The sequence below is a fragment of the Pseudomonas sp. NPDC007930 genome (assembly GCF_042958985.1).
Taxonomy (GTDB): Bacteria; Pseudomonadota; Gammaproteobacteria; order Pseudomonadales; family Pseudomonadaceae; genus Aquipseudomonas.
This window is the reverse complement of sequence record NZ_JBIBKC010000001.1, coordinates 357,364-372,982: the sequence shown is the minus strand read 5'-3', so window position 1 is coordinate 372,982 and position 15,619 is coordinate 357,364. Positions and strand designations below refer to the sequence as shown.

Genomic DNA, 15,619 nt, shown 5'->3' with positions numbered 1-15,619 from the left:
AACCCCGATGAAAACACTTTGGCAACACTGCCACCTGGCAACCATGGCCGGCGGGCAGTACGGCGTGATCGAAGACGCCGCCCTGCTCACCGCCAACGGCGTGATCGAATGGCTCGGCCCGCGTAGCGCGGCGCCGGCGCAGGGCGCGGCGGTGGTCGATCTGAATGGCGCCTGGGTCACCCCCGGGCTGATCGACTGCCACACCCACACGGTGTTCGGCGGCAACCGCAGCGGTGAGTTCGAGCAGCGCCTGCAGGGCGTGAGCTACGCCGAGATCGCCGCCGCGGGCGGCGGTATCGCCAGCACCGTGCGCGCCACCCGCGCCGCCACCGAGCAGCAGTTGTACGCCAGCGCCCGGCAGCGTTTGCTCAACCTGCTGCGCGACGGCGTGACCACGGTGGAGATCAAATCCGGTTACGGCCTGGACCTGGCCAACGAACGCAAGCTGCTGCGGGTGATCCGCCAGTTGGGCGAAACCCTGCCGGTGGACGTGCGCGCCACCTGCCTGGCGGCCCACGCGCTGCCGCCGGAGTTCGCCGGGCGCAGCGACGCCTACATCGACGAAGTGTGCGAGGTGATGCTGCCCGCGCTGGCCGCCGAGGGGCTGGTCGACGCCGTCGATGCCTTTTGCGAGTACCTGGCGTTCTCGCCGGCGCAAACCGAGCGGGTGTTCCAGCGCGCCCAGGCCCTCGGCCTGCCGCTCAAACTGCACGCCGAGCAGCTTTCGGCCCTGGGCGGTGCCAGCCTGGCGGCGCGCTACCAGGCGCTGTCGGCCGACCACCTGGAATTCATCACTGAAGCCGACGCCCAGGCCATGGGCCAGGCCGGCACCGTGGCGGTGCTGTTGCCCGGCGCGTTCTATTTTTTGCGAGAAACCCAACTGCCACCGATTGCCCTGCTGCGCCAGCACGGCGTGGCCATGGCGATCGCCACCGACCTCAACCCCGGCACCTCGCCGGCGTTGTCGTTACGGCTGATGCTGAACATGGCCTGCACCCTGTTCCGGTTGACCCCGGAGGAAGCCTTGGCCGGCGCCACCCTGCACGCCGCCAAGGCCTTGGGCTTGCAGGCCAGCCATGGCTCGCTGGAAGTGGGCAAGGTTGCCGATTTCGTTGCCTGGGGCATCGAACGCCCGGCAGACCTGGCCTATTACCTCGGTGGCGACCTCAACCAGCGCGTGGTGCGGCGTGGCCACACCGTAGCGCTACAGGAGTACCTGTAAATGGATAACGTCTTGAGCTTCAGCCAGGGCCGCGTGCCGCTGCTGATCAGCATCCCCCATGCCGGCCTGCGCCTGACCCCCGCCGTAGAGGCGGGGCTGGTGCCGGAGGCGCTGGGCTTGCCCGACACCGACTGGCACATCCCGCAACTGTACGCCTTCGCCGAAGCACTCGGCGCCAGCGTGCTGGCCGCGCAGTATTCACGCTACGTGATCGACATCAACCGCCCGGCCGACAACACCCCGTTATACGCCGGCGCCACCACCGGCCTGTACCCGCAAACCCTGTTCGACGGCGCGCCGTTGTTCAAGCCCGGGCAGGCCCCGAGCGCCGAGGAGCGGGCGCGTTACCTGGATGAAATCTGGGGCCCGTACCACCAAACCCTGGCAGCCGAGCTGGCACGCTTGAAAGCCATTCATGGCTATGCGCTGCTCTGGGATGCCCATTCGATTCGCGGCGAGGTGCCGTTCCTGTTCGACGGCAGCCTGCCAGACCTCAACCTCGGCACCTTCAACAACCAGAGCTGCGCGCCAGAGCTGGCCGCCGAACTCGAGGGCATCGCCGCCCAGGCCAGTGGCTACAGCCATGTGTTGAACGGGCGCTTCAAGGGTGGGCACATCACCCGCCATTTTGGTGACCCCGCGCAGGATATCCACGCCGTGCAGTTGGAGCTGGCGCAGCGCAACTACATGAACGAGGCCGCGCCGTTCGCCTACCGCGAAGACCGCGCCGCGCCCACCCAGCAGGTGCTGCGGCAATTGCTGCAGGGCCTGCTGGCGTGGGGCGCGGCGCGTTACGGCGGCTGAGGGTTATTTCAGCGAGGCTTTCACCGCTGCTATGCCGTCCTTGCCGTCGCGGGTGGTCACACCCGCCAGCCAGGTGTCGAGTACCTGCGGGTTGGCCTTCAGCCAGGCCTTGGCGGCGGCTTCGGGTTTTTCCCGGTCGAGAATCGGTGCCATCACCGCGCTGACCTGGTCGCTGGTGAACTTCAGGTTGTGCAGCAGCTTGCCGACGTTGCCGCACTGCTCGGCGTAGCCGGCGGCGGTCATCACCGACACCGTCGCCGCGCCCTCGTTGGGGCCGAAGGCGTCCTGGCTGCCGGTGAGGTAGGCCATGTCGATCTGCAGGTTCATCGGGTGCGGCTTCCAGCCAAAGAACACCACCCACTCCTTGCGCCCCACCGCGCGCTTCACCGCGGTGAGCATCCCGGCCTCGCTGGACTCCACCAACTGGAAGCCCTGCAGGCCGAACTGGTTCTTGCTGATCATCTCGCCGGTGATGCGGTTGGCGCCGCTGCCCGGCTCGATCACGTAGATCTTGCCGCCGAGCTTGTCTTTGAACTTGGCGATGTCGTCGAAGGTTTTCAGGCCGGCGTCATACACGTACTTGGGCACGGCGAAGGTGGATTGCGCATCCCCCAGTGCGGGCGGCTCGATCACCTCGATCTGTTTTTTCTCCAGGTACGGCGCGGCCACGCTTTGCATGGTCGGCTGCCAGTAGCCGAGGAAGGTGTCGAGCTTTTTGTCGGCCATGCTGCCCAGGATGATCTGCTGCGACGCCGTGGTTTGCTTGACCTGGTAGCCCAGGCCCTCCAGTACCACCTGCGACAAGGCGCTGGTGGCGACCACGTCGGTCCAGTTGACCGCCCCCACGCGCACGGTGCTGCAGGAAGAGGGCTCGGCGGCCCAAAGCGTACTGCTGGCCAACATCAGCGCCGCGCACGCAGTGTTCTTGATCGTGTTCATCGGATGCCCTCGGTTTTTCGTTATAGGAATGGCAGGCGAGGGTCAGGCTAGCAGGATTGCACCGGCGTAATCGCACGCTGGCGACCGAATATGGCATGGCGGCGACCTTGCCCTGGGGTTAGCCCAGGCCCCAGGCCAGCACCACCGGCAGCACGACGATGGCGAGCAGGGTTTGCGCGGCAATGATGGTCGCCATCAGCGGCGCGTCACCGCCCATTTGCCGGGCCATCACGTAGGAGGAAGACGCCGTGGGCAACGCCTGGAACAGCATCGCCACCGCCGCCACCTGGCCGCCCACGCCCCACCACAGGCAGGCACCGAGGGTGGCCAGCGGCAGCGCCAGAAACTTGCACAGCGAGGCCACCAGCACCGGCCGCACGGCGCTACGCAGGCTGCTGAAGTCCAGTGCCGCGCCCACGCACAACAGCCCCAGCGGCAGCGCGGCTTCGCCGAAGCTTTTCACCACCGGGCCGATGCCTGGCGGGAAGTGCAGGCCACTCAGGTGCAGCGCGATGCCCAGCGCGCAGCCGACCACCAGCGGGTTGAGCACGATGCCCCGGAGCACCCCGAGCAGGCTCGGGCGGCGGTGGCTGAACAGCGCGAAGGCGAGCACGCAGAGCACGTTCACCGTTGGCACGATGGCCGCGTTGGCCACCGCCGCCAGGGCCAGCCCGGCGCTGCCGAACATCGAGGTGGCGGCGGTCACGCCGACGTAGTTGTTGAAGCGGATGCCGCCCTGGAACACCGAGGTGAACGCGGCGTTCTCCCCCCCTACCCAAGGCCGCGCCAGCACCAGGCCAAGGGCGATCAGCAGGGTGGGGGCAATCAGTACCCGCGCCAGGTCCGCGACCGGCACCTGGCTGATGTCGGCGGTGGCCAGCCCATAGGCGAACAACGAGGGCAGGAACACGTAGTAACTGAGCCGCTCCGCGCCGGGCCAGAAGCCCTCGTGGATCAGCCCACTGCGCCGGCAGGCGTGGCCGAAGGCGATGATCAGGGCGATGGGGAGGATGGTGGTGAGGATAAGGCTGAGCACAGGGTAGCGTCCGCGGTCGGGTGGCCAGGGGCATACCTTAACCCAGGATGGGGGTGGATGGCCCTTCGCCCGGCGGTGCCGTGATGCTGTTCACTTAAGCCATTTCAGGGCTTCATGGGGCGGATCAATCTGTGAGCTCTGCTGATTTTGTGCATGAGCTTCAGGGCCCATCGCCCGGCACAGCCGGCCTCCCACCAGATTTGTGTAAGCCATTGATTTAATGAGCAATACATAACCCGTGGGAGGCCGGCTGTGCCGGGCGACGGGCCGTTACCGGCGGATCAGTACGTCACAGGGTCGTACTCTTGGGTCACGTAGCCGTTCTCCGGCGCGGTGATCACGTCCAGCGGGGGCGGGTTCACGCCGAAGCCGGCGAACTGGTCTTCGAGGCCCGAGTACCAGTCCTCTCGCTGTTTCTTCTGCGCATCGTCGGCCTTGATGTCGGCGATGATCGCGTAGATCAGCCCACCCACCGCGGCGATGCCGCCCACCGCGCCGGCGATGGCGCCCGCGGCGCCGCTAATCACCCCGGCGGCTTCGGCCACCCCAGCGGCCACGCTGGTGATGCGCGGCACCACGTAGGTGGCCACCTCCACCGCGCCGGCGATGGCGGCAATGCCGTTCAGCCCGGCGAAGGTGCCCTGGAAGCCAGCCCCCACCTTGTCGCCGTTGGCGGCGGCATCCTTGGCGGAGATCGCACCGGTGACCAGGCCCATCACGTTGCCCAGTACGCCGCCGAGGCTCTTGCCGACGTTTTCTACGTCTTTCACGTACTTCGGCGCGTCAAAGCCGGCGCGGCTGTATTGGTCTTGCACGAACTTGGCGCCACCCTCGGTGAGCAAACCGGCGGCCTGGAAGATCTGCCCCGTGGTCTGCGCGGTGCTGCCGCCCTGGCCGGTGGCCAGGCGGGTGCCGATGGCGCCGGCCAGCAACACCCCGGAAACGCCATGCATCACCCCCGCCTTGTAGGCGTCGCTGACCCCCGACGGCAACTTGCCGCCCCATTCCTTCTCGACCTTCTTGATCGCGTCGTCGAACTTGGCGCCGCCACGGATGGCGTCTTCAACGTTGCGGATGGCGCTGATGATGTCGTCGGTTTTCGGCGGCGCTTCACCGGGCTTGGTGAAGGCGGCGATGTTGTCGTCGATCACCTGCTTGAGCCGCGGGTCATCGGCGCCACTCACGCCCAGGCCACGGTAGAGGTCATCGATGCTCTGGCCTTTGAGCAGGTCATCGCGGCCCAGCTTGGCGGTGGCGTCATCGAAGGCGTCGGTGCCAGCGGCCACGGTCTTGTCGTCGAGCACCGCGTCGTACACCGCCTTGTTCACCGCCGACTGGATCACGGCCTTGTCGGCCGGGGTGCCGCTGGCGGTCAGGTCCTTGATTTCGTCGCCGGAGGTGATGTGTTCGTACTCGGCCTTGACCTTGTCCTGGATCTCTTGCGGGGCGTTGGCCAGCGCGCCCTTGAGGTCTGGGGTTTTGCCCAGGGCCTGGGCGTAGAAGTCCGGGTACTGGATGAAATTGCTCAGGGCCCCGGTGGTGCTCACCGGGTTGCCCTTGTCGTCCCTGGCGGCAAAGGCGTTTTCCAGCGACGAGGCGTCCAGCCGGCGCTCCAGTTCGGCTTTGAGGGCTGGGTCGTCGGCGACCATCTTCTGCAGCGCGGCGGTGCCCTTGTCGTTGAGGAACTGCTGCACGTCGGGGTCCTGGCTGAGCTTGTCGATGCGGCTTTGCACGTCATCGATGAACTGCTGGCGCTCTTCACCCGGCGACGGGCCGTCGCCGCTCCACTCTTTGGCGGCATCCGGGCCCTGGTGGGCGAAGGCGTCGGCGCCGGCCTTGTAGTTGGCCAGGCCTTCGGACAGCTTGACGATCGCCGCCGCCTTGTCGGCGCCACTGGCATCGCTTTCGCCAGTCTTGAAGTAGTCCTCGCCGACCTTCGACGCATCGCCGCCGGCGTCTTTCACCGCTTGCTCGGTGGCCTTGGCGTTGAGGTCCTTGATCTGGTCGTCGGCGCTGTTGCCGTCGAGGCCCTTGAGGTTGCCATAGCCATACTTGCCGAAATCCTGCAGGCGCCCGGCCTCGGTGCCGTGCTTGGCGTCGCCGCCCTTGGTAAAGCCGTCGACCACGCCGTTGCCCGGGTCGTTGCGCTCGGCGCTGCTCACCTCGATCTTGTCGCCGTTTTCATCCAGCAGCTCGATGTGGTCAAGCACCTTGGTGGCGCGGTAGGCCGCGTCCGGGTCGGTTTCGAAGTCGCCCACGCGGTCCTTGAGCATGTCTTTTACGCCGCTCTGGTTGCCAAGGTTCTTCAGGATGGGGCTGTCGTCGATGATCTGCTGCGCGCTGCGAAAATCCCCTTCCGGGCGCTTTTGATCCGGGCCGAACCCGTTGTTGCCACCCTGGTTGTCTACCGCCTTTTCGACGGCTTTGGTCCAACGTGGGTTATCGGTGGCGCTCGATGAGCTGTCGACCGGCTTGACCTGCATGGCAGTCCTCCTCAAAGCCCCTTCGGCGCCTGAATGCCCGGCTAGGGCGAAAGGGGGCCGGCCCGCGAAGGTGCGGGCCCAATAATGGAGGTCGGATTGTCAGACACAACTCGTAACAACTTAGTGACGAAGTGGTTACGCGTGCAACACCTTCAGTTGGGCTGTTGCGGCGGCTCGAACGGGTCAGGCTCGGCCAATGCGGCCAACACCGCCGCTGCCGGGCCGGGGAGGGTGTCGAGCAGCACGGCGGCGGCCGGGGCATCGCTGGCGATCAGCACGGGCTGATCGGGGAACAACGGCGGCAAGCCGTGGAAGGCGCGGGCGTCGTTGCAGCGATCGTTGGGCACGCCTTCGTACCAGGCGGCTTCGAACTCGCGGCAGGTGCTGGAGCGCTGGGCGTAGATCGAGCAGCTCACCTGCTGGCCGATTTCGCCGAGCAGGGCGGTGCAGCGCGCCGGTTTGCTTTCAGTGCCGCACATTGCGGCCAGGGTTGGGCTGACCTGCGTGGTCAGCTCGTCGGGCACCACGCCGCCGGCCGAGGCGCATTCACCCCAATAGAAAGACACACGAAAGAACCCGCAGCAGGCGCCGCAGGTGAGGCATGGGTTAGCGTCGGGCATGGTGGCAGAGCAGCCGGATGAGGGGTTGTTGTTCGTCCGGCTATCTTATGCAAACGCCTTGGCTTGGGAAGGGGGGCGCGCTGGAATATTTTGCGATAAGCCCTACACGGCAACCCCGGCCTTGTGCAGCAGGTCGCGGCAGCGTGGGCTGAGGTGTTCCAGTTGCAACGCCTTGCCGGCCTTGGCGTAGCGCTCCAGCAGCGCCTCCAGGGCGGCGATCGCCGAGTGGTCGGCGACCCGCAGGTGGGCGCAGTCGATCACCACCCGCGGTGGGTCCCCGGCGGGGTCGAACAACGCCTGGAACTGCGTGGCCGAGGCAAAGAACAGCGTGCCGCGCGGGGTGTAGCGGCGCGCGCCGCTGGCGTCGTCATGGCTTTCGGCATGGATGTCGCGGGCATGCTGCCAGGCGAAGTTCAGCGCGGCGATGACGATCCCGCACAGCACCGCGGTGGCCAGGTCGGTGAACACGGTGATCACGGTGACCGCGACGATCACCAGCGCATCGTTGCGCGGCACCTTGCCCAGCACCCGCAGCGACCCCCAGGCGAAGGTTTGCTGGGCGACCACGAACATCACCCCCACCAGCGCCGCCAGCGGAATGCGCTCGATCAACGGCGACAAAAACAGAATGAACAGCAGGATCATCACCCCGCTGGTGATGCCCGACACCCGGCTGCGCCCGCCGGAGCTGAGGTTGATCACCGTTTGCCCGATCATCGCGCAGCCGCCCATGGCGCCGAACAGCCCACTGGCCATGTTCGCCGCGCCCAGGGCCATGCATTCGCGGTTGGGCTGGCCACGGGTTTCGGTGATGTCGTCGGTCAGGTTGAAGGTGAGCAGGGTTTCCAGCAGCCCGACCAGGGCCATCAGCACCGCGTAGGGCAAAATGATGCGCAGGGTGTCGAGGTTCCACGGCACCACCGGCAGGTGAAAGCTCGGCAGCCCGCCAGCGATGTGGGCCATGTCGCCGAGGGTTTTGGTCGGCAACTGCAGCAACTGGGTGAGCAAGCCCACGCCAACGATCGCCACCAGCGCCGGCGGCACCGCGCGGGTGAGCTTGGGCAGGCCCCAGACCACCAGCATGGTCAGCGCCACCAGGCCGAGCATGATCGCCAGCGGCTGCCCCGCGAGCCACTGGCCGCCGCTTTTGAAGTGCTCCAGCTGGGCCAGGGCAATGATGATCGCCAGGCCGTTGACGAAGCCGAGCATCACCGGGTGCGGCACCATGCGTACCAGCTTGCCCAGGCGCAGCGCGCCGAACGCCAGCATGATCACCCCGCTGAGCAGGGTGGTGGCCAGCAGGTAGTCCACCCCGTGCTGCACCACCAGCGCGACGATCACCACCGCCATCGAGCCGGCGGCGCCGGAGATCATCCCCGGGCGGCCGCCGAACAGCGCGGTGATCGTGCAGATGATGAACGCCCCGTACAGGCCCATCAGCGGGTTGAGCTGGGCGACCAGGGCGAAGGCGATGCATTCGGGAACCAAGGCGAACGAAGAGGTGAGCCCGGCCAGCAGGTTGTTGCGCAGTGCAGTGGTGTTCATGCCATTCCTTACTCGGCCCCTCGCCCAACACAAACACCCCGCGTTGCGCGCCGGGAGTACCGGCGCGCCGCGCAGGGCAGCTTGAGTAAGGGGTAAATACGGCACGTGGCGTGCCTGAAGTGCCGCAATGATATGAAAACGTTAGCCTGCTGGCTAGCCCTCGAACGGCCCCTGAGCGACGAACGCGCCGCCCTGGTAAACCATCGCCGGGTCGTCTGCGGCGGGCTTGGGCAGTTGTTCAACCTGCTCGCGAAAGCGCTCGGAGCTGTCTTTGGGCTGGTAGTTGAGGTGGCTGGCGTAGCGGTTGTCCCACCAGGTGTGGGCATTGGCCGACGCGCCGTACACAACGGTGTGGCCGATGTTCTCGGTGAACAACCCGCGCTCGATCAACTGGGTGAGGTCGTCGTAACTCAGCCAGGTGTGCATCATCCGCGGGTTCTGCGGCTCGGGGAACGACGAGCCAATGCGGATGCTCAGGGTTTCGATGCCGTAGCGGTCGAAGTAGAACGTGGCCACGTCTTCGCCGAAGGACTTCGACAGGCCGTAGTAGCTGTCGGGCCGGCGCGGGCTGCTGGCGTCGATCGTTTCGGTTTGTTTATGGAAGCCGATCACATGGTTGGAGCTGGCGAAGATCACCCGCTTCACCCCATGCCGGCGCGCCGCTTCGTAGATGTGGTACACGCCGCAGATGTTCGGCCCGACGATGGTCTCGAAGGCGTGCTCGGTCGACACCCCGCCAAAGTGCACGATGGCGTCCACTCCGGCCACCAGCGCATCGACGGCGTGTTTGTCGGCGAGGTCGCACAGCTGCACTTCTTCACCCGCGGCAGCGGCCGGCTCGATGGCGGAGATGTCCGACAGGCGCAGGGTTTCGGCGAAGGGCTTGAGGCTGTGGCGTAGCACTTTGCCCAGGCCGCCGGCGGCACCGGTGAGCAGCAGGCGTTGAAAAATCGGGTTCTGCATGATGGGAGGCTCGCAGGTTGTTCTTGGGATAGTTGTCGTACGACCTGCCGAGAACTATCGCCGCCCGGCCCGGCCACTGTCAATCGCTACGCCCCTGGCGCCTTGACGCTGCCGGAGGGCTATGGGGTAATCAGCAGGTTCTGGCGGGTGGCCGCCGTTTATTGCAAACAAGAGGTGTGTATGTTCGAACATTTGCCCCTGTACGCCGGTGACCCGATCCTTGGGCTTATGGGGGAGTTCGCCGACGATGCCCGCGTGACCAAGGTCAACCTGGGCGTGGGCATCTATTACGACGCCGCGGGCGCGATCCCGTTGCTGCCGTCGGTGCGCGAAGCCGAAGACGTGCTGGTGGCCCAGCACACCCCACGCAGCTACCTGCCGATGGAAGGCTCTGGCGCCTACCGCAAGGTGGTGGCTGACTTGCTGTTCGCCGATTCGGTGGACGCCGAGCATGGCGTGGCGGTGATCCAGACCGTGGGCGGCTCGGGCGCGCTGAAGGTCGGCGCCGACCTGCTGAAAACCGCCTGGCCGAACGCCGCGGTGTGGGTCTCGGACCCTACCTGGGACAACCACCTGGGCATCTTCGGCGGCGCGGGCTTCGAACTGCACCGCTACCCGTACTTCCACCCTGAAACCAAGCGCTTCGACTTCGACGGCGCCCTGGCCGAGTTCCAGCGCCTGCCGCTGGGCGCCATCGTGCTGCTGCACCCGTGCTGCCACAACCCCACCGGCGTGCAGCCCACGCGCGAGCAGTGGCTGCCGCTGCTCGACGCGCTGCAGGCGCGCAAGGCCGTGGCCTTCCTCGACATCGCCTACCAAGGCTTTGGCGACGGCCTGGACGATGACGCCTGGCTGATCCGCGAATGCGCCCGCCGCGGCATGGAGTTTTTGGTGTCGAGCTCGTTCTCGAAAACCTTCTCGCTGTACGGCGAGCGCGTCGGCGCGCTGAGCCTGCACGTGGCCAAGGGCCAGGTCGAGCGCGTGTTCGGCCAGATGAAGCTGCACGTGCGGCGCAACTACTCCAGCCCGCCGATGTTCGGCGCCTCGCTGGTGGCCAAGGTGCTGGGCGATGCCCGCCTGAATGTGCAATGGCAGGGTGAACTGGCCGAAATGCGCCAGCGCATCACCGCCATGCGCGCCGCGCTGGTCGAAGGCCTGAAGGCCCGCCTGCCGGAGCGTGATTTCGACTTCCTCGCCCACCAGCAGGGCATGTTCGCCTACACCGGCCTGAGCGCCGACCAGGTGCGCGTGCTCAAGGCCAAGCATGGGGTGTACGCGGTGGAAACCGGGCGGATCTGCATCGCCGGCTTGAACGAGGGCAACCTCGGGCATGTGATCGAGGCGTTCGCCGATGTGATGGTGGGGTAAGGCTTCAGGGCCCCGCACACACAACAAAGGCGCCCTCGGGCGCCTTTGTGGTTTCAGCGGCCAGCGATCAAGCCTTGATCACCCAGCCCGCCGGGCCTTCGATCTCGCCGAACTGGATGCCGGTCAGCTCTTTGTAGAGCTTCTGGGTCACCGGGCCGACTTCGGTTTCGCTGTGGAACACGTGCAGCTTGCCGTTGTACTCGATGCCACCGATCGGCCCGATCACCGCGGCGGTGCCGCAGGCGCCGGCTTCGACGAAGCGGTCGAGCTGGTCGATGTGCACGTCACCTTCAACCACGGTCAGGCCCAGGCGGCTTTGCGCCAGTTCCATCAGCGACAGGCGGGTGATGCCCGGCAGCACCGAGGACGATTTCGGGGTCACGAACTCATTGTTGGCGGTAATGCCGAAGAAGTTCGCCGAGCCCACTTCCTCGATCTTGCTGTGGGTGGCCGGGTCGAGGTAGATGCAGTCGGCGAAGTGCGCTTTTTTCGCTTCGGCGCCCGGCAGCAGGCTGGCGGCGTAGTTGCCACCGACCTTGGCCGCGCCGGTGCCATGGGGGGCGGCGCGGTCGAAGCCGGAGATCGAGAAGTTGTGCGGCTTCAGGCCACCCTTGTAGTAAGGGCCGACCGGGATGCAGAACACCGAGAAGATGAACTCCGGCGCGGTGCGCACGCCGATGTTGTCGCCTACGCCGATCACGAACGGGCGCAGGTACAGCGCGCCGCCGGTGCCGTACGGCGGGATGAAGCGCTCGTTGGCCTTGACCACCTGGCGGCAGGCTTCGATGAACATCTCGGTGGGCACTTGCGGCATCAGCACGCGGGTGCAGCTGCGCTGCATGCGCAGGGCATTCTGGTCGGGGCGGAACAGGTTGATCGACCCATCCTTGGCGCGGTAGGCCTTCAGGCCTTCGAAGCATTGCTGGCCATAGTGCAGGGCGGTCGAGCCCTCGCTGATGTGCAGCACGTTGTCTTCGGTCAGTTGGCCTTCTTGCCAGGCGCCGTCACGCCAGTAGGCCAGGTAGCGCAGGTCGGTCTTGATGTAGTCGAAACCCAGTTTGTCCCAGTTGATGCTTTCGTTGCCCATGACACCCTCGAATGGCTGATGGCGGCTGGTGGCTGCGCCGCCTGAACTCCAGTAGGGATAATAATGATTTCTGCGGATTTGTCCGAGGCTTTCCCGCGCCAGATGATCGCTGGCGCGGGAATTTCATCCAGGTGGGGCTCAGTACAGGCGTTCGGCCGGCAGCCAGCGGGCAAATGCACCGCCCTCGACCCAGGCGCGGGCGGCGGCGATGTCGGGGGCGAAGTAGCGGTCTTCGTCGTAATGGGCCACCTCGCTGCGCACCAGGGCCATCACTTCGAGCAGGCTCGGCGAGGTTTGCAGTGGCGCGTGCAGGTCGACCCCCTGGGCGGCGCCGAGCAGCTCGATGGCCACCACCGCGCTGCTGTTGGCGGCCATGTCGAGCAGGCGGCGGGCGGCGAAGGTCGCCATCGACACGTGGTCTTCCTGGTTGGCGGAGGTCGGCAGGCTGTCGATCGAGGCCGGGTGGGCCAGGGTCTTGTTCTCCGAGGCCAGGGCCGCGCTGGTCACTTGGGCGATCATGAAGCCGGAGTTCAGCCCGCCTTCCCTGACCAAAAACGCCGGCAGGCCGGAGAGGGCCGGGTCGACCAACTGGGCGATGCGCCGCTCGGACAACGCGCCGATCTCGGCGATCGCCAGGGCCAGCACGTCGGCGGCCATGGCCACCGGTTCGGCGTGGAAGTTGCCGCCCGAGAGCACATCGCCCTCGGCGCTAAATACCAGCGGGTTGTCAGACACCGCGTTGGCCTCGCGCAGGAACACCCCGGCGGCGAAGCGCAGGTGGTCGAGGCAGGCGCCCATGACCTGGGGCTGGCAGCGCAGGGAGTAAGGGTCTTGCACCCGTGGGCAGTCGCGGTGCGATTCACGGATCGCGCTGCCAGCCAGCAGCTCGCGGTACAGCGCCGCCACGCTGATCTGCCCCGGCTGGCCGCGCACGGCCTGGATGCGCGCGTCGAACGGCACGTCCGAGCCCTTCAGGGCTTCGACCGTGAGGCTGCCGGCCACCACCGCGGCGCTGAACAGCTTCTCGGTGGCGAACAGCCCACGCAGCGCCAGGGCGGTCGACACCTGGGTGCCGTTGATCAGCGCCAGGCCCTCCTTGGGGCCCAGTTCCAAGGGTTGCAGGCCGGCCAGCGCCAGGCCCTCGCTGGCGTCCATCTCGCGGCCCTGATGGCGCACCCGGCCGACGCCGATCAGCACCGCGGCCATGTGCGCCAGCGGCGCCAGGTCACCGCTGGCGCCCACCGAGCCCTGGGAGGGGATGCACGGGAACACCCCGTGGTTGTAGAGCGCCGCGAGCGCCTCGATCACCGCCCAACGCACCCCGGAGAAACCCCGCGCCAGCGAGGCGACCTTCAGCGCGAGGGTCAGGCCAACGGTGGCGTCATCGAGCAACGGGCCCGTGCCAGTGCAATGCGACAGCAACAGGTTGCGCTGCAGCTTGGCCAGGGATTCTTCCGGGATCGAGGTGCGCGCCAGCAGCCCGAAGCCGGTGTTGATGCCATACACCGTGCGCTTGCTGGCGATGATCCGGGTCACGGTATCGGCGGCTTGCTCCACCACCGCGCGGGCCTCTTCGGCGAGGCTGAACGGTACCTGTTGCTGGTAAACCTGGCGCAGGTCGGCGAGGGTGAAGTGGCCGGGGTGGATGATCAGTGCGGTGGCGGGCATGAGAAGGCTTCCTGGGGATCTGCAATGCGCTTATATAAGCCTGTATATACAAGAGTGGCAAGAGGTAAGCTGCAAGTTTCAAGTGGGGGGACTTGGCGCTTGCAGCTTGGGGCTTCTGCCTTGCAGCGTGTGGCTTGTGGCTTGTGGCTTCCCGCTTACCGCTTACCGCTTCCCGCTCCCTCAGTGTAGCTTCAGCCGTGGCTCGGTGCCGCGGCCCAACCGGCTGCCGAGCATCGACAGCGCGGTGCGCCACAGGCCGTAGAGGGCCATCTGGTGCATGCGGTACAGCGACACGTAGAACATCCGCGCCAGCCAGCCCTCGAGCATCACACTGCCGGTGAGGTTGCCCATCAGGTTGCCCACCGCCGAGAAGCGCGACAGCGACACCAGCGAGCCGTAGTCCTGGTAGCGGTACTCACCCAACGCGCCGCCTTCGATGCGCGCCTTCAGGCTTTTCGCCAGCAACGAGGCCTGCTGGTGCGCGGCCTGGGCCCGTGGCGGCACGTTGCGGTCGGTGCCCGGCTGCGGGCAGGCGGCGCAGTCACCGAAGGCGAAAATGCTGTCGTCACAGGTGGTTTGCAGGGTAGGGCGCACCACCAACTGGTTGATACGGTTGGTTTCCAGCCCGGCGAGGTCCTTGAGGAACGACGGCGCGCGGATGCCCGCCGCCCACACCTTCATCGCTGCGGGGATCAGCGTGCCGTCGGCGGTTTGCAGGTGCTCGGCGGTGACTTGGCTCACCGCCGCGCCGACCATCACCTTCACCCCCAGCTTCTCGAGGGTTTTGTGCACCGGCGTGCCGATGCGCTCCGGCAGCGCCGGCAGCACCCGTGGGCCGGCCTCGATCACGGTGATGCGCAGGTTCTCCGGTTTGATCCGGCCCAGCCCGTAGGCGGCCAGCTCGTGGGCGGCATTGTGCAGCTCGGCGGCTAGCTCTACGCCGGTAGCGCCGGCGCCGACGATGGCCACGGTGATTTCCTGCTCGTGGGCGTCGAGGTTGGCGTGGGCGCGCAGGTAGGCATTGAGCAACTGCTGGTGAAAGCGCTCGGCCTGCTTGCGGGTGTCGAGAAACAGGCAGTGCTCCGCCGCGCCCTGGGTGCCGAAGTCGTTGGTGGTGCTGCCCACGGCGATCACCAGGCTGTCGTAGCCCAGGCTGCGCTCGGGCACCAGCTCGGCGCCGCTGTCGTCGAGGGTCGCTTCCAGGGTGATGGTCTTGGCTTCGCGGTCCAGCCCGGCCATGCGCCCGAGCTGGAACTCGAAGTGGTTCCACTTGGCCTGGGCCACGTAGTTCAGCTCATCGGCATGGGCGTTGAGCGAGCCGGCGGCCACCTCGTGCAGCAGGGGCTTCCAGATGTGGGTCAGGTTGGCGTCGACCAGGGTGACTTGCGCCTTGCCCTTTTTACCCAGGGTTTTGCCCAGGCGGGTCGCCAGTTCCAGGCCGCCGGCGCCGCCGCCAACGATCACGATACGGTGTGTCATGGAGATGTCTCATAAGGTTAGGAAAGCGGTACCGGCACCACGGCGCGAGCGCAAGGCAGCTCCAGCGCAGCGTGGGTGAGGGAAGCGAGGTAACCGCCGGCCACGGCAACGCGCGGGGAGCAGGGGCTCGACCCGGGGCGCTGGAAGTGGAAGTGACCCAAAGCATGGACAGTGGCCGGCAGCAAAGTGAAGGGTTGGATGGCGGAAAAGCTACAGGGTTCATTGATGGGTATCAATGTGCAGTGGGGGGCTTTGTGGGCTTTTTTTGCGGGTAGCGCTGCTGCGGCCATGGGCGGCCACTCAAGCGATTAGGGCGCCGAGTCTAGGGTGAAAAGCCCTGATGTGTTCAGGTGGTTTTACTGAGTGCATGAGCTGGCTGGCCCTTCGCCCGGCACAGCCGGCCTC

Annotated in this window: 10 protein-coding genes and 2 pseudogenes; 3 read left to right on the top strand and 9 right to left on the bottom strand. The window is 66.6% G+C overall.

The annotated features are described in order from the left end of the window. Positions 1 to 7: 7 nt before the first annotated feature. Together hutI and hutG are read left to right on the top strand one after the other, a co-directional pair. Positions 8 to 1,222 (top strand): imidazolonepropionase, encoded by a 1,215-nt coding sequence (gene hutI / locus ACFZCE_RS01725; RefSeq protein ID WP_390935486.1) that lies wholly within the window; start codon positions 8 to 10, stop codon positions 1,220 to 1,222. Then, positions 1,223 to 2,026 carry an N-formylglutamate deformylase gene (gene hutG, locus ACFZCE_RS01720; RefSeq protein ID WP_390935484.1) on the top strand — a complete coding sequence of 268 codons (804 nt, stop codon included), beginning with the start codon at positions 1,223 to 1,225 and terminating at the stop codon, positions 2,024 to 2,026. A 3-nt stretch (positions 2,027 to 2,029) separates the two neighbouring features. Here the strand turns inward: hutG and ACFZCE_RS01715 are convergent, their stop codons facing one another. The 6 genes and pseudogenes from ACFZCE_RS01715 to ACFZCE_RS01690 all read right to left on the bottom strand — a co-directional run bounded on the left by ACFZCE_RS01715 (position 2,030) and on the right by ACFZCE_RS01690 (position 9,612). Continuing rightward, complete coding sequence (locus tag ACFZCE_RS01715; RefSeq protein WP_390935482.1) at positions 2,030 to 2,965, bottom strand: choline ABC transporter substrate-binding protein; 936 nt, start codon at positions 2,963 to 2,965, stop codon at positions 2,030 to 2,032. Between the two features lie 118 nt (positions 2,966 to 3,083). After that, positions 3,084 to 4,001 carry an AEC family transporter gene (locus tag ACFZCE_RS01710; RefSeq protein WP_390935480.1) on the bottom strand — a complete coding sequence of 306 codons (918 nt, stop codon included), beginning with the start codon at positions 3,999 to 4,001 and terminating at the stop codon, positions 3,084 to 3,086. Between the two features lie 2,041 nt (positions 4,002 to 6,042). Continuing rightward, a pseudogene (locus tag ACFZCE_RS01705) lies at positions 6,043 to 6,361 on the bottom strand (type III effector HrpK); the annotation flags it as partial. Positions 6,362 to 6,765: 404 nt separating this feature from the next. After that, positions 6,766 to 7,104: pseudogene (locus tag ACFZCE_RS01700) on the bottom strand (YkgJ family cysteine cluster protein); the annotation flags it as partial. Positions 7,105 to 7,206: 102 nt separating this feature from the next. Then, on the bottom strand, positions 7,207 to 8,649 hold the full coding sequence (locus ACFZCE_RS01695) for a SulP family inorganic anion transporter (RefSeq protein WP_390935479.1): 1,443 nt from the start codon (positions 8,647 to 8,649) through the stop codon (positions 7,207 to 7,209). Positions 8,650 to 8,802: 153 nt separating this feature from the next. Then, positions 8,803 to 9,612: an NAD-dependent epimerase/dehydratase family protein gene (locus ACFZCE_RS01690; RefSeq protein WP_390935477.1), complete on the bottom strand. Its 810-nt coding sequence runs from the start codon at positions 9,610 to 9,612 to the stop codon at positions 8,803 to 8,805. A gap of 180 nt (positions 9,613 to 9,792) precedes the next feature. Here ACFZCE_RS01690 and ACFZCE_RS01685 point away from each other — a divergent pair, with 180 nt between their 5' ends. Continuing rightward, entirely contained in the window at positions 9,793 to 10,980 is a 1,188-nt protein-coding gene (locus ACFZCE_RS01685; RefSeq protein WP_390935475.1) for an aromatic amino acid transaminase, read from the top strand. A 67-nt stretch (positions 10,981 to 11,047) separates the two neighbouring features. On the opposite strand, the gene ACFZCE_RS01680 is transcribed toward ACFZCE_RS01685, so the two are convergent. The 3 genes from ACFZCE_RS01680 to ACFZCE_RS01670 form a co-directional block, all read right to left on the bottom strand. Next, a complete protein-coding gene (locus ACFZCE_RS01680; protein ID WP_390935474.1) occupies positions 11,048 to 12,067 on the bottom strand; it encodes a branched-chain amino acid aminotransferase in 1,020 nt (339 codons plus the stop codon). A gap of 138 nt (positions 12,068 to 12,205) precedes the next feature. Then, positions 12,206 to 13,735: a histidine ammonia-lyase gene (gene hutH, locus ACFZCE_RS01675; RefSeq protein WP_390935472.1), complete on the bottom strand. Its 1,530-nt coding sequence runs from the start codon at positions 13,733 to 13,735 to the stop codon at positions 12,206 to 12,208. A gap of 180 nt (positions 13,736 to 13,915) precedes the next feature. Then, entirely contained in the window at positions 13,916 to 15,214 is a 1,299-nt protein-coding gene (locus tag ACFZCE_RS01670; protein ID WP_390935470.1) for an FAD-dependent oxidoreductase, read from the bottom strand. Positions 15,215 to 15,619: the final 405 nt, after the last annotated feature.

Bases quoted from the DNA above. Each gene is read 5' to 3' on its own strand.
- hutI (WP_390935486.1), top strand. From the start codon at position 8: ATGAAAACACTTTGGCAACACTGCCACCTGGCAACCATGGCCGGCGGG.
- hutG (WP_390935484.1), top strand. From the start codon at position 1,223: ATGGATAACGTCTTGAGCTTCAGCCAGGGCCGCGTGCCGCTGCTGATC.
- ACFZCE_RS01715 (WP_390935482.1), bottom strand. From the start codon at position 2,965: ATGAACACGATCAAGAACACTGCGTGCGCGGCGCTGATGTTGGCCAGC.
- ACFZCE_RS01695 (WP_390935479.1), bottom strand. From the start codon at position 8,649: ATGAACACCACTGCACTGCGCAACAACCTGCTGGCCGGGCTCACCTCT.
- ACFZCE_RS01690 (WP_390935477.1), bottom strand. From the start codon at position 9,612: ATGCAGAACCCGATTTTTCAACGCCTGCTGCTCACCGGTGCCGCCGGC.
- ACFZCE_RS01685 (WP_390935475.1), top strand. From the start codon at position 9,793: ATGTTCGAACATTTGCCCCTGTACGCCGGTGACCCGATCCTTGGGCTT.
- ACFZCE_RS01680 (WP_390935474.1), bottom strand. From the start codon at position 12,067: ATGGGCAACGAAAGCATCAACTGGGACAAACTGGGTTTCGACTACATC.
- hutH (WP_390935472.1), bottom strand. From the start codon at position 13,735: ATGCCCGCCACCGCACTGATCATCCACCCCGGCCACTTCACCCTCGCC.
- ACFZCE_RS01670 (WP_390935470.1), bottom strand. From the start codon at position 15,214: ATGACACACCGTATCGTGATCGTTGGCGGCGGCGCCGGCGGCCTGGAA.